12 protein-coding genes and 1 pseudogene are annotated in these 12,391 nt (G+C 63.0%); 10 read left to right on the top strand and 3 right to left on the bottom strand.

The window, feature by feature from the left end:
- Nucleotides 1–111, top strand: a pseudogene (locus tag BN1127_RS22400) (transcriptional regulator); the annotation flags it as partial.
- Nucleotides 112–191: 80 nt separating this feature from the next.
- Here BN1127_RS22400 and BN1127_RS09725 read toward each other — a convergent pair.
- Nucleotides 192–1,196 (bottom strand): substrate-binding domain-containing protein, encoded by a 1,005-nt coding sequence (locus tag BN1127_RS09725; protein ID WP_005330032.1) that lies wholly within the window; start codon nucleotides 1,194–1,196, stop codon nucleotides 192–194.
- A gap of 435 nt (nucleotides 1,197–1,631) precedes the next feature.
- Between BN1127_RS09725 and BN1127_RS09720 the strand changes: the two genes are divergently transcribed.
- The 6 genes from BN1127_RS09720 (at nucleotide 1,632) to BN1127_RS09695 (ending at nucleotide 7,351) form a co-directional block, all read left to right on the top strand.
- The gene (locus BN1127_RS09720) at nucleotides 1,632–2,753 is read left to right on the top strand and encodes a branched-chain amino acid ABC transporter substrate-binding protein (RefSeq protein WP_041206698.1); all 1,122 of its coding nucleotides are present in this window, start codon (nucleotides 1,632–1,634) and stop codon (nucleotides 2,751–2,753) included.
- A gap of 64 nt (nucleotides 2,754–2,817) precedes the next feature.
- Nucleotides 2,818–3,744 carry a high-affinity branched-chain amino acid ABC transporter permease LivH gene (gene livH / locus BN1127_RS09715; RefSeq protein ID WP_005330030.1) on the top strand — a complete coding sequence of 309 codons (927 nt, stop codon included), beginning with the start codon at nucleotides 2,818–2,820 and terminating at the stop codon, nucleotides 3,742–3,744.
- Nucleotides 3,741–5,009, top strand: a complete 1,269-nt coding sequence (locus tag BN1127_RS09710; RefSeq protein WP_005330027.1) for a high-affinity branched-chain amino acid ABC transporter permease LivM — start codon at nucleotides 3,741–3,743, stop codon at nucleotides 5,007–5,009. Before livH ends, BN1127_RS09710 begins: the two co-directional genes overlap by 4 nt.
- Nucleotides 5,006–5,791, top strand: a complete 786-nt coding sequence (gene livG / locus BN1127_RS09705; protein ID WP_005330016.1) for a high-affinity branched-chain amino acid ABC transporter ATP-binding protein LivG — start codon at nucleotides 5,006–5,008, stop codon at nucleotides 5,789–5,791. The genes BN1127_RS09710 and livG overlap by 4 nt, the downstream gene beginning before the upstream one ends.
- Before the next feature lie 10 nt (nucleotides 5,792–5,801).
- Complete coding sequence (locus BN1127_RS09700) at nucleotides 5,802–6,503, top strand: ABC transporter ATP-binding protein (protein WP_005330014.1); 702 nt, start codon at nucleotides 5,802–5,804, stop codon at nucleotides 6,501–6,503.
- Between the two features lie 2 nt (nucleotides 6,504–6,505).
- On the top strand, nucleotides 6,506–7,351 hold the full coding sequence (locus tag BN1127_RS09695) for an AraC family transcriptional regulator (protein ID WP_041206696.1): 846 nt from the start codon (nucleotides 6,506–6,508) through the stop codon (nucleotides 7,349–7,351).
- Here BN1127_RS09695 and BN1127_RS09690 read toward each other — a convergent pair.
- Nucleotides 7,330–7,923 carry a LysE family translocator gene (locus tag BN1127_RS09690; RefSeq protein ID WP_148304718.1) on the bottom strand — a complete coding sequence of 198 codons (594 nt, stop codon included), beginning with the start codon at nucleotides 7,921–7,923 and terminating at the stop codon, nucleotides 7,330–7,332. The two genes, BN1127_RS09695 and BN1127_RS09690, sit on opposite strands and share 22 nt — an antisense overlap.
- Nucleotides 7,924–8,091: 168 nt before the next feature.
- On the opposite strand from BN1127_RS09690, the gene glpE reads away from it, so the two are divergent.
- Both glpE and glpG read left to right on the top strand, forming a co-directional pair.
- Nucleotides 8,092–8,415 carry a thiosulfate sulfurtransferase GlpE gene (gene glpE, locus BN1127_RS09685; RefSeq protein ID WP_005330007.1) on the top strand — a complete coding sequence of 108 codons (324 nt, stop codon included), beginning with the start codon at nucleotides 8,092–8,094 and terminating at the stop codon, nucleotides 8,413–8,415.
- Between the two features lie 29 nt (nucleotides 8,416–8,444).
- The gene (gene glpG / locus BN1127_RS09680; protein WP_042649290.1) at nucleotides 8,445–9,278 is read left to right on the top strand and encodes a rhomboid family intramembrane serine protease GlpG; all 834 of its coding nucleotides are present in this window, start codon (nucleotides 8,445–8,447) and stop codon (nucleotides 9,276–9,278) included.
- Between the two features lie 70 nt (nucleotides 9,279–9,348).
- Here glpG and BN1127_RS09675 read toward each other — a convergent pair whose 3' ends face one another.
- The gene (locus BN1127_RS09675) at nucleotides 9,349–11,766 is read right to left on the bottom strand and encodes a VolA/Pla-1 family phospholipase (RefSeq protein ID WP_042649289.1); all 2,418 of its coding nucleotides are present in this window, start codon (nucleotides 11,764–11,766) and stop codon (nucleotides 9,349–9,351) included.
- Between the two features lie 301 nt (nucleotides 11,767–12,067).
- Between BN1127_RS09675 and ubiK the strand changes: the two genes are divergently transcribed.
- Nucleotides 12,068–12,325: a ubiquinone biosynthesis accessory factor UbiK gene (gene ubiK / locus BN1127_RS09670; protein ID WP_041206692.1), complete on the top strand. Its 258-nt coding sequence runs from the start codon at nucleotides 12,068–12,070 to the stop codon at nucleotides 12,323–12,325.
- The last annotated feature ends 66 nt before the right edge of the window (nucleotides 12,326–12,391 follow it).

Genomic DNA, 12,391 nt, shown 5'->3' with positions numbered 1-12,391 from the left:
GCCCGGGCGGTGGCGGCCCACCAGGGCAACTGGGCCGCCACCGCCCGGGCACTGGAGCTGGACGGCGGCAACCTGCACCGGCTCGCCAAACGGCTCGGCCTCAAGCCCTGAGACACTGAAGCACTGAGCCGAGCCCCATAAACAAAAAACCCCTCGCGATGGAGGGGGTTTGGGGGCAACCGCAGTGGCGATCAGCGCAGGGACTTGACCGAGCGGCGAACGATCAGCTCGGGCTGGACCGTCATGGACTCGACTTCCAACGCCTTGTTGCGGATCCGGCTCACCAGTTGCTGCACCGCCAGCAGGCCGAGCTCGGCCTTGGGGTGGCGAATGGTGGTGAGCGGCGGGCTGGAGAAGCGCGCCATCTCCACGTCGTCGTAGCCGATCATGGAGATGTCGTCAGGCACCTTGACTCCGGCTTCCCAAGCGGCGCAGATGGCACCGATGGCCATGGGATCGTCAAAGGCAAACACCGCCGTCGGGCGAGGCGTGAGGGCCAGGATCCGCTGCATGGCATCGTAGCCGCTCTGGCTCTCGTAATCCCCTTCGAAGATCTGCTCATCCTTCAGGGTCAGCCCCTGCTCGCCCAGGGCGTCACGCACCCCGTCCAGCCGCTGCTGGGTGGTCGGCTTGTCGATCTGGCCCGTGATGCAGACGATGCTGGTGTGACCTTGCTCCAGCAGATGGCGCACGGCCAGGCGCGCACCGATGCGGGCGTTGTCGTTGATGACGTTGGCAAAATCACACTCGGTTCCCCAGTCCAGCACCACTTGAGGCACGTTCTTGTGGATGCGCAGCATGTCGCGCAGCGGGGTGTCGATGTCGGTCCCCAGCACCAGCAAGCCGTCGACCCGCTTCTCCATCAACATGCGCAGATAATGCTGCTGACGGGGGGGCTGGTTCTCGGTGTTGCACAGGATCAGGCTATAACCCTGCTCGAAGCAGTAGGCTTCTACCCCTTGCACCACTTCCGCGAAGAAGGGGTTGGCACTGGTGGTGACCAGCATGCCGATGGTCTTGGTTGAATTGATCTTGAGGCTGCGCGCTACCGAATTGGGCGCGTAGTTGAGTTCTGCCACCGCCTCAAGCACTTTCTGGGTTGCATCTTCGCTGACCCGACGGGTGTGATTGAGTACATGTGAGACGGTGGAGATGGATACGCCTGCCCGGGAGGCGACATCCTTGATAGTGGCCATCTCTGTCTCCTGAATAACAAAGGCGGAACAGTAGCAGATTTCCCGAATAAAGGCTTGGTTTTAACGAGAGCTGCCAGTGAATTGTCAATCTTGGCTAATCTAGGCGGTCATTTCTTTTTGCGCAAACGGAATTTGGTCAAAATGAGAGCGGGCGCAGAATGAAATATCGTCAGTTTTTTACTCTGATTTTTTCCGCACACACCTCTTGTTGTGAAGATGTTAACCGACAAAAACAAAATTAAACTCTACCAATAGTGAAACGGCAGGGCATTTGTTTCATAAAATGGCTTGCCACCCCCGCATGGTTAGTATCTTTAACATCTTGTTATTGCACGGCGAGGAATGATAGAACCTTATCTATTGCCGGGCTGGCGGGACACAGGCTCGGAATGACACACGGAAAATGAAACAATCCACTGATTAAGGGACGAATCAATGAATAACTTGAGCAAAATGGCAGTCAGGGCAGCGGTTTCTTTGGCTCTGTTTGGATCAGTCTCCATGGCCAATGCGGCCGATACCATCAAGATCGGCATCGCCGGCCCCCTGACCGGCCCGGTCGCCCAGTACGGTGACATGCAGTTCACCGGTGGCAAGATGGCGGTCGAGCAGATCAACAAGGCGGGCGGCATCAAGGGCAAGCAGATCGAAGCCGTCATCTATGACGACGCCTGCGATCCCAAGCAGGCCGTGGCCATCGCCAACAAGGTGATCAACGACGGCGTCAAGTTCGTGGTCGGCCACCTCTGCTCAGACAACACCCTGCCCGCCTCCGACATCTATGAAGATGAAGGCGTGCTGATGGTGACCCCGGCGTCCACCAACCCCAAGATCACCGAGCGTGGCTACCAGCTGACCATGCGCACCATCGGTCTGGACAGCGACCAGGGCCCGACCGCCGCCAAGTACATCATCGAGCAGGTCAAACCCCAGCGCGTGGCCGTCATCCACGACAAGAAGCAGTACGGTGAAGGCATCGCCTCCAGCGTCAAGGCGGCGCTGGACAAGGCGGGCGTCAAGGTAGTGGCCTTTGAAGGCATCACCGCCGGGGACAAGGACTTCTCCGCCCTGATCGCCAAGCTGCAGAAAGAGAACGTCGATTTCGTCTACTACGGCGGCTACCATCCGGAACTGGGGCTAATCCTGCGCCAGGCCGGCGAGAAGGGTCTGAAGGCCAAGTTCATGGGTCCGGAAGGGGTGGGTAACAAGGACATCTCCGCCATCGGCGGCCCTGCGTCCGAAGGCCTGCTGGTCACCCTGCCGAACAAGTACGATCTGCTGCCTGCCAACGCCTCCATCGTAGAAGCGTTCAAGGCCAAGGGTCAGGACTCTTCAGGTCCCTTCGTCTGGACCACCTATGCAGCGGTACAGACCCTGGCGGCCGGCATCGCCAAGGCGGGCGAGGATGATCCGGCTGCCGTGGCTGCCGCCATCAAGGCCGCACCGGTCGACACCGTCATGGGCCCCCTGAGCTGGGCACCGAACGGTGACCTCAAGGGCTTCGAATTCGGTGTCTTCCAGTGGCACGCCGACGGTACCTCTACTCAAGTCAAATAATCTGCCGGTCGGGGTGACATGAGTCACCCCTCCTTTCTTTGCGGGCAAGTACAGGGAACGCGGTATGTCCGAACACCTTCTTTATCTGGTTCAGCAGTTGCTGAACGGATTGACCATAGGCAGCACCTATGCGTTGATCGCCATCGGCTACACCATGGTCTACGGCATCATCGGCATGATCAACTTCGCCCACGGCGAGGTCTACATGATCGGTTCCTATGTCGCCTTCATGGTGATGGCGGGGCTCACGATGATGGGCATCGACAGCACTGTGCTGCTGCTGGGCGGCGCATTCCTGGTGAGCATCATCATCACCGGCAGCTATGGCTGGTCCATAGAGCGGGTGGCCTATCGTCCACTGCGGGGCGGCAACCGCCTCATCCCCCTCATCTCCGCCATCGGCATGTCGATCTTCCTGCAGAACATGATGCGGATGGCACAGGGCTCGCGCGATATCGCCATGCCCACCCTGATCTCCGGGGGCTGGACCCTGGGTGGTGAGGACGGCTTCCAGGCCAGTCTCTCCTACATGCAGCTCATCATCTTCGTGGTGACCTTCATCACCATGCTGGCGCTGACCCAGTTCATCAACCGATCCCGCATGGGCCGCGCCTGCCGCGCCTGTTCGGAAGACATCAAGATGGCCAATCTGCTGGGCATAGATACCCATGTGGTCATCTCCATCACCTTCGTGCTGGGGGCGGCCCTGGCTGCCGTCGCGGGCGTGCTGCTCGGCATGTATTACGGCGTCATCAACCCCTATCTCGGCTTCATGGCCGGTCTCAAGGCGTTTACGGCAGCGGTATTGGGCGGCATCGGCAGCATTCCTGGCGCCGTGATCGGCGGCCTGTTGCTCGGCGTGGTCGAGGCGCTCACCGCCGGTTACCTCAGTACCGAGTACAAGGATGTGATGGCCTTCGCCCTGCTCATCTTCGTGTTGCTGTTTATGCCCACCGGCATTCTGGGTCGCCCGGAGGTCGAGAAGGTATGAAAAAACAATTTATCCATGCCTGCATCGCCAGCCTGATGCTGCTGGTGCTCTCCTTCTGGCTGCTCGGCTTCAAGCTGGAGACCGATGGCTCCCGCCTGCTGGTAGTAAGCCGGCTCGATGTCTCCCTGGCCTGGCTGCTGGGGGGCGCCGCCCTGGTGTTCTGGTTCCAGCTGATGCGCGGCCAAATCAGTCGCCTGTTCCAGGCTTCCATCAGCGGCTTCTCCGTCGGCTTCACCAAGCTGGTACTGCCGAGCCCGGAGGAGGCGCCCAAGCTCTATAACATCACCGCCATCCTGGTGCTGCTGTTTGCGGTCAGCTGGCCCTTCATGGCCTCGCGCGGTGCCATCGATCTGGCCACCCTGGCCCTCATCTATATCATGCTGGGCCTGGGCCTGAACGTGGTGGTGGGCCTCGCCGGCCTGCTGGATCTCGGTTACGTCGGCTTCTACGCGGTCGGCGCCTACAGCTACGCCCTGCTCAATACCTACTTCGGCCTGAGCTTCTGGGAGTGCCTGCCCATCGCCGGCCTGATGGCGGCCACCTTCGGCTTCCTGCTCGGCTTCCCGGTGTTGCGGCTGCGGGGGGACTATCTGGCCATCGTCACCCTGGGCTTTGGTGAGATCATCCGCATCCTGCTCAACAACATGACCACTCTGACCGGCGGCCCGAACGGGATCTCCGGCATTCCCAAGCCGACCCTGGGCGGCCTGGAGTTCAACCGTACCGTCAAGGACGGGGGCTTCGAGACCTTCCACGAGTTCTTCGGCATCGCCTACAACGCGAACCACAAGGTGATCTTCCTCTACCTGATGGCGCTGGTGCTGGTGGTGGCGACCCTGTTCGTCATCAACCGCCTGCTGCGCATGCCGCTCGGCCGTGCCTGGGAGGCGCTGCGGGAAGACGAGATCGCCTGCAAGTCACTGGGGCTCAACCCCACCATCATCAAGCTGACCGCCTTCACCATAGGCGCCTGCTTCGCGGGCTTCGCCGGCAGCTTCTTCGCCTCGCGCCAGGGCTTCATCAGTCCGGAGTCCTTCGTCTTCATCGAGTCGGCCATCGTCCTTGCGATTGTGGTGCTGGGGGGCATGGGCTCCCAGATCGGGGTGGTACTGGCAGCCATCGTCATGACGGTGCTGCCTGAGCTGGCCCGTGAGTTCAACGAGTACCGCATGCTGATGTTCGGCCTCTTGATGGTGTTCATGATGATTTGGCGGCCGCAGGGACTGCTGCCCATGAGCCGACCCCATATGGAGCTGCGCAAATGAGCAAGCTGAACAATACCAACAACAAATTGCTCGACGTCTCTGACCTGTCGATGCGCTTCGGCGGCCTGCTGGCGGTCAACGGCGTCAAGCTGGATGTGGACAAGGGCGAGGTGATCTCCATCATAGGCCCCAACGGGGCGGGCAAGACCACCATCTTCAACTGCCTGACCGGTTTCTACCGCCCTACCGGCGGTACCATCCGCTACCGTGGCGAGGAGATCCAGGGGCTGCCCGGCCACCTCATCGCCCGCAAGGGCATAGTGCGCACCTTCCAGCACGTGCGCCTGTTCAAGGAGATGACGGCGGTGGAGAACCTGCTGGTGGCCCAGCACAGGCATCTCAATACCGGCTTCATCGCCGGCCTGTTCAAGACCCCGAGCTTCCGCCGCGCCGAGAAAGAGGGGCTGGAGCAGTCCGCCTTCTGGCTGGAGAAGGTGGGTCTCAAGGATCTCGCGAACCGCCCCGCCGGCAACCTGGCCTATGGCCAGCAGCGCCGTCTCGAGATCGCCCGCTGCATGGCGACCCGGCCCGAGCTGCTGATGCTGGACGAGCCAGCCGCCGGTCTCAACCCGCACGAGACCGACGAGCTCAACGAACTCATCTCCAACCTGAGGGATGAGTTTGGCGTCTCCGTGTTGCTCATCGAGCACGACATGAAGCTGGTGATGGAGATCTCCAACCGCATCTTCGTGGTGAACCAGGGCACCCCGCTGGCCCACGGCAAGCCGGATGAAATCCGCAACAATCCGGCCGTGATCAAGGCCTATCTGGGCGAGTCGTAAGGACAAAAAAATGTTAGAACTTCGCAACGTATCGACCCACTACGGCAAGATCCAGGCGCTGCACGACGTCAGCGTCGAAGTAAAAGAGGGGGAAATCGTCACCCTGATCGGCGCCAACGGCGCCGGCAAGACCACCTTGCTGATGACACTGTGCGGCGAACCCAAGCCCAGCAGCGGCAGCATCTGGTTCGAGGGGGAACAGATCAACACCCTCAGCACGGCCCGCATCATGCGCAAGGACATCGCCGTGGTGCCGGAGGGGCGCCGCATCTTCGCCCGCCTGACGGTGCAGGAGAACCTGCTGATGGGGGCCTTCTTCGTCGACAAGGCCGAGCAACACGGCCTGCTGGATCAGGTATTCACCCTGTTCCCGCGCCTGCACGAGCGGCTGGAGCAGCGCGCTGGCACCATGTCCGGCGGCGAACAGCAGATGCTGGCCATCGGTCGCGCCCTGATGAGCAAGCCGCGCCTGCTGCTGCTGGACGAGCCCTCCCTGGGGTTGGCCCCCATCATCATCCAGCAGATCTTCGACACCATAGAGCAGCTGCGCCAGAAGGGGATGACCATCTTCCTGGTGGAGCAGAACGCGAACCAGGCGCTCAAACTGGCGGATCGCGGCTATGTGCTGGAAAACGGCCGGGTGGTGCTGCAAGACACGGGGGCGGCCCTGCTCGCCAACCCGGCAGTGCGCCAGGCCTATCTCGGCGGCTGATCATGAGCAGGACAGGGGCAATGCCGGATCACCACAGTTTCTGGCACGACCCTGCCCTGCCCTTCATCGAGGCGCGGGCGGTGCAGGATGGCCGCCACGTCTGCTACGACAAGCACAGCCACCCCCACTTCTCCATCGGTGCCATCACCGGCGGCCACAGCCACTACCTCAATCAGCGCAGCAGGCAGGAGGTCGGCCCAGGCTCCCTGGTGCTGATGAACCCGGAAGAGGTGCACGCCTGCAACCCCATTGCCGACCAACCCTGGTCCTATCTGATGTTCTACCTCGATACCGACTGGCTGCGCAGCCAGCAGGAAGAGGCTGGCCTCGGCAACGCGTTTCGCCCCTTCGACATGACGGCGAGCCGGGATCCCCTGCTCTACCAGGGCTTGTTGCACCTCCATCACCAGCTGGTGCAAGGGCCGGATCCCCTGGCCCGCGAGGTGGCCTGCCACCTGTTCAGTCGCCAGTTGCTGGCGAGGCTCACCCCGGCCAGCTGGGACGATCGCCCGCCCCAGCACCTGCAACGGGCTGCCGAGCTGATGCAGGACGACAGCACCAGCCCCCTCAGCCTTGCCGAACTGAGCGCGGTGGCCGGGCTCACCCCCTCCCACTTCGTGCGCGCCTTCAGCCACCATTACGGCATGACCCCCCACGCCTATCTGCTGGATAGACGCATCCGCCACGCCCGCACCCTGCTCAGGCAGGGGCAGCCCCTGGTCGAGGTCGCCCTGGCCAGCGGCTTCGTGGATCAGGCCCACTTCCAGCGCCAGTTCAAACGCCGTGTCGCCGCCACCCCGGGCCAGTACAGGACCCAGCTCGCCCGTCAGGCTGAACGCACCAGATAGGCGGCGCTGAGCAGCAGCAAGAGCGCCATGGCCCGGTTGAACCAGCGCAACCGGCGAGGCACGAGCAGCAGCCCCTGCATGCAACTGCCGGCATAGGCCCAGCAGGTGATGGAGCCGAGGCAGATCACCAGATAGATAGAAGTAAACAAGGCCACCTGCCCCACCCCGCCCGCGATCCCATAGGCTCCCATTCCCATGCTGGCCGCCAGCCAGGCCTTGGGATTGAGCCACTGCATCAGGGCCCCGTACCAGAAGGCGGGGGGCGCCCCCTCGACCCGCTCCAGTTGCCCCCTGTCCACCAGCAGTTGCCAGGCCATGTAACAGAGAAAGAGCACGCCGCCCCAGTGTATGGCGTCCGCCGCTACCGGCCAGCGGGACAGGGCACCGCCGAGGCCCAGCCCCATCAGCAGGAGCAGCAGGATGAAGCCGAGGGTCGCCCCCACCACGTGGCGCAGGCTGGCCGGGAAGCCGTAGCGGGCGCCGGTGCCGAGGGCGACCAGGTTGACCGGGCCGGGGGAGATGGACATGGCCAGGGCAAACCCGGACATGGACAACAACAGACTGATTTCCATGGATGAGACTCACGCAAAGGATTGAACCGCTAGCCTACCGGGTCCCCGCGGCCCGGATATTGAAGGAAATTGCGATCCTTCGGCACATGGCAAGGCACATTGCGGACTTAGCGCAAGCCACGGCTTGCGGTAAACTGGCCCTCAATCATCTATTTGCAGGACATCTCAATGGACCAGTTTGCCCATATCAGCGCCCAGGATGCCCACCAGAAGCTGGAGGCCGGTGAGGCCCGTCTCGTGGACATTCGCGATCCCCAATCCTTCGAGACGGCCCACGCGGTCGGCGCCTTCCACCTCACCAACGGCACCCTGGTTCGCTTCATGAACGAGGTGGACTTTGACACCCCGGTGATCGTGATGTGCTATCACGGCAACAGCAGCCAGGGGGCGGCCCAATACCTGCTGCAACAGGGCTATGACGCCGTCTACAGCCTGGACGGTGGCTTCGAGGCCTGGCGCAGGGAGTTCCCGATCCAGGCAGGCGACGCATGACAGGGGCGGGCCACTCCTCCCCGGCCGGCATGATCCAGCTGCTGGTGCTGGGGGACGCCCGCATGGCCCAGGCGCTGGTGGACTACCTCGCGACCCTGGGCATCCCGTGCGAGCTGACCCAGTCCGAGCTCGGCGTCTCCGTCTGGCTGGCGGACGAGCGGCGCCTCGCCCAGGCCCAGCAGGAGGTGAAGCGCTTCCTCGCCGAGCCCAATCACCCCCGCTACATGGAGGCCTCCTGGCAGTCCGGCCGGGCGGATGCCCGCATCGACTACAGCAAGGGGATGACGGATCCGGTCACCGATTTTCTGCATCAGGCGGGCCCCCTGACCCTGGTGGTCATCATCGCCTGCCTGGCCATCTATGCCCTGGATGCCATAGGCCTGCCCATCTTCGACGAGCTGGCGTTCCACCCGACCCTGGCCCAGTTCACCGACTGGCAGGCCTGGCGCTACGTCACCCCGGCCTTCATCCACTTCTCGGTGCTGCACCTGGTGTTCAACCTGCTGTGGTGGTGGTATCTCGGCGGCCAAATCGAGCAGCGGCTCGGCAGCGGCAAGCTGTTCATCCTGCTCATCGTCGGAGCTGCATTGCCCAATATCGCCGAGTTTTTCGTGAGTGGCCCGCGCTTTGGCGGCCTCTCCGGGGTGGTCTATGCCCTGCTCGGCTACAGCTGGCTGCGTGCCAGACTGCAGCCCGCCTGCGGCCTCACTATGCCGCCGGCCCTGATGGGCTTCATGCTGATCTGGCTGGTACTCGGCTTCTTCGACATGCTCGGCACCCCCACCGCCAACATGGCCCATCTGGTGGGTCTGCTGGTCGGCCTGCTGCAAGGCTGGCTGGACAGGCATCACAGGCCAGCTTGACGATCCCTGTACCCATTGCCAGAAACGAAAACGCCGCCCCCAGGGGCGGCGTTGTTATTGGCCGCCAGGCTTACTGCTTGAGCAGGCTGGCGTCGGTCACCTTGACCATGGCGCCATCGCTCGCGAAGAAGCTGCCGAACTGGGTCTGCATCTCGGTGGTGACGGCGCCGGTCGGATCGAAGTTCTCGTCCGGTGCCAGCAGCGAGCTGTGTCCCCCCGCCACGAAGCGGGTAGCGTGGTGGTTGGCCGCGCCGGTCGCGCTCAGGGGTTGCAGTGCCAGCATCTTGAACAGCGGCTCGGTGCCACCCAGGGGCGCGGTGGCGATGCTGTTCGGAATCACCCGATCCGACAGGCTCAGGGCGCCATCGCCGACGACTTCCGTGGCAAACAGCGGGAAGTCCGCCGCTATGCCGCGACCGAGGTTGATCGGATCCGCCGAATCCAGCACCGACTGAGCTGCAAAGCTGTAGCTCTGCAGGGTACCGGCCGCGCTCGCCTGAGTGGTTGCATCCAGGCTCGGCAGGAACTCGTTGACGAAGCAGGTCGGCACCGCGGTCTTGCAGTTCGGCGCATAGGCGGTGAAGGCCGTCTTCAGGGCGGCACTGCTACCGGTGAGCACGCTCATCTGGATGGTCGGGCCAAAGGTCGGCGAGTTCAGCAGCAGCGGGGCGATGCCGCCCCCCGGCATGGCCAGGCCGCCGGTGTCGAACTTGAACAGGGCATCGGCCTGGGGATTGCCGATGGACTGGTTGGCCACCGCCAGCAGGTTGGCGCCCGCGATGGCACCCAGGGAGTGACCCAGGAAGTGCACCTTGAGGCTGCCTGCGGTGCCGATGGCTCCCTTGGCGTTGGCCAGCCCCACCGCCAGACGCAGGCCCAGCAGATCCGCCACGCTCTGTTTCAGGTTGTCGCGCGCCACCGTCAGGTAGCTCAGGTTCAGGTAGGGGGTCGGGTTGTCGGAGGTAGTCACCGAGTCCATGCTGCCGGTCAGGGCGAAGCCGCGCTCACCGTGCAGCGGATGATCGATCACCACCACGGCCACGTTCTTGCTCGCCTGAGCGCCGGCGCCAATCTGGCCCAATGCCAGCGCGTAGGCGTTCTCCTTCACCGAGGTGACGCCGTGCTGATAGATGATCACGTCGGTGATGTTCGCCAGCGGCGCGGCGGCGAAGATCCGCATCGGCACGGACTGCACCTCTTCCAGCGCCGGCAGCGGGTTGAAGCGGCCCACGTTCATCTCGGGATCCAGCGGCTTGCCGCCGGAGGTGAGAGTCACTCCGATCAGCTTGCTCGCCTCCGCCAGCAGCTCGGCCTGACGGCTCGGATCGGCGATGAGCTCGCCCAGCAGGGCCGGATCCACACCGGCGCCCACCAGGCCGCCGATCACCTCGGCATCCTGCGCTTTCAGGGTATTGGCGATGGCATAGAGGCTCGGGATGGCACCATGCCAGGACTGGGTCCTGGCCTTATCCCAGGAGCCGGCGGTGGCCGGGGAGGAGAGGAAGTACGGCAGCTTGACGGTGCCGCTGTAGACCGTGGTCATCTGGGCCAGGCCGTTGAGCGGGGTGCCGGTACCAAAGGCGGCGGCCAACGCATCCTTCTGCTCTTGCGGCAGGAAAGGCTCTGCATCCAGCTGGGTCAGGAAGGGGTTGCCACCGCTCACCGCCAGGGTGTAGGTACCCGGCAGGCTGCTGTTGCCCAGGGCATCCTGCTTCCACAGGGCGGCAGCGTCCAGGGTCGGGCTCTTCAGCACGGAGGCGGCCGCCCCTTTCACCGCCACCAGCACGTCGGCGCCGGACTGGGTACCGAACCAGTCGGAGAAGATCACGTGGTCGCTGGTGATGCCGGTAGCAGCCTTGAACAGCCCTTCCTGCAGCGCGATCAGGCCGCTGATGGTCTGCTCCTGGGCATTGCTGCCGGTGCTGGTCTTGTAGTTGCTGTAGTCGCTACCCGGTCGTAGGGGGTTGCCGCTGCTGTCCTTGAGCGAATCGGTCGCCACTATCATGTAATAGGAAGAGGGATTGAGCGGCTTGAGCGGCACCAGGTTCAGCTTGCCCGCCGACTCGGCGACCACGAAGTCTACCCCGTAGGCCAGCACCTTCTTCACGCCACTCGGGCGCAGGGCGGCGCTGTCGAATTCCAGCTCCAGCAGGTAGAGCGGGGCCACGGAAGCACCGAATTCGCCGGCGGCCGGCGCCTTGACGGTGATGCCCGAGGCAGTCACGGGCACTATCTGGATCGCCTGGGTTGTGGACCAGCCATCCAGGGTGGAGAGGGCGGAGACTGGATTGGAGAGATCGGCCGTTTCGGTCGAGAACTTCAGGGTGCCGTCACTGGCACGGGCGGCCAGGGCGCTGGGGCGCGCCGCATTGGTGCCGCTCAGCAGATAATCGAGATAGCTTGAGGTATCGCCTTTGTTGTCGTCACTGCCACCACAACCGCTCAGCAGCGCACTGACAACGGCCGCATAAATTAGCTTTTTTTTCATATCCTTATCTCTTTTATGTTGTTATCCATGATGAGCCTGACGGGGTAGGGTCCAAACCCGACCGAATCATATTAACAGCAACGCAACAATTAATAAGCCTCTGGTCGGTCATCTGATCTGATTTTTTTGTGTACAACATCAAGGAACTGGAATTGAACCCCGACGAGAAAGGGCAGCAGCCTTACTGTTATCGCCAGACCCGACCAGAGCCTTTCAGGGCCAGTGGCGCAAAAAGCCGCCCCGATCTCGGCAAAGAGAGGGATTTGTCGGTAGAATGGCGCCATTGCTCAAGGAGAACCCCATGATCGACCCGAAAAAACTGGAAGAGATCGCCAAACAGATACACAACGCCCTGCCGCCCGGCATTCGCAGCATGGGTGAAGAGGTGGAGAAGAAGACCCGTCAGGTGCTGCAGGCCCAGTTGGGCAAGCTGGATCTGGTCAGCCGCGAGGAGTTCGACGTGCAGACCAAGGTGCTGCTGCGCACCCGGGAGAAGCTGGCCGCCCTCGAGGCCAAGCTGGCCCAGCTCGAGCAGCAGCTCGGCGCCAAGGGCGAGTAATCCGGCTCGACGTCCCGTCGGCACATAAGACAAACCCCAGCCAGGCTGCAATGCTGATCAGTTAAG

The sequence above is a fragment of the Aeromonas media genome, from assembly GCF_000819985.1.
Taxonomy (GTDB): Bacteria; Pseudomonadota; Gammaproteobacteria; order Enterobacterales; family Aeromonadaceae; genus Aeromonas; species Aeromonas media.
The sequence above is the reverse complement of the archived record's forward strand: the minus strand, read 5'-3'. Positions and strand labels throughout refer to the sequence as shown.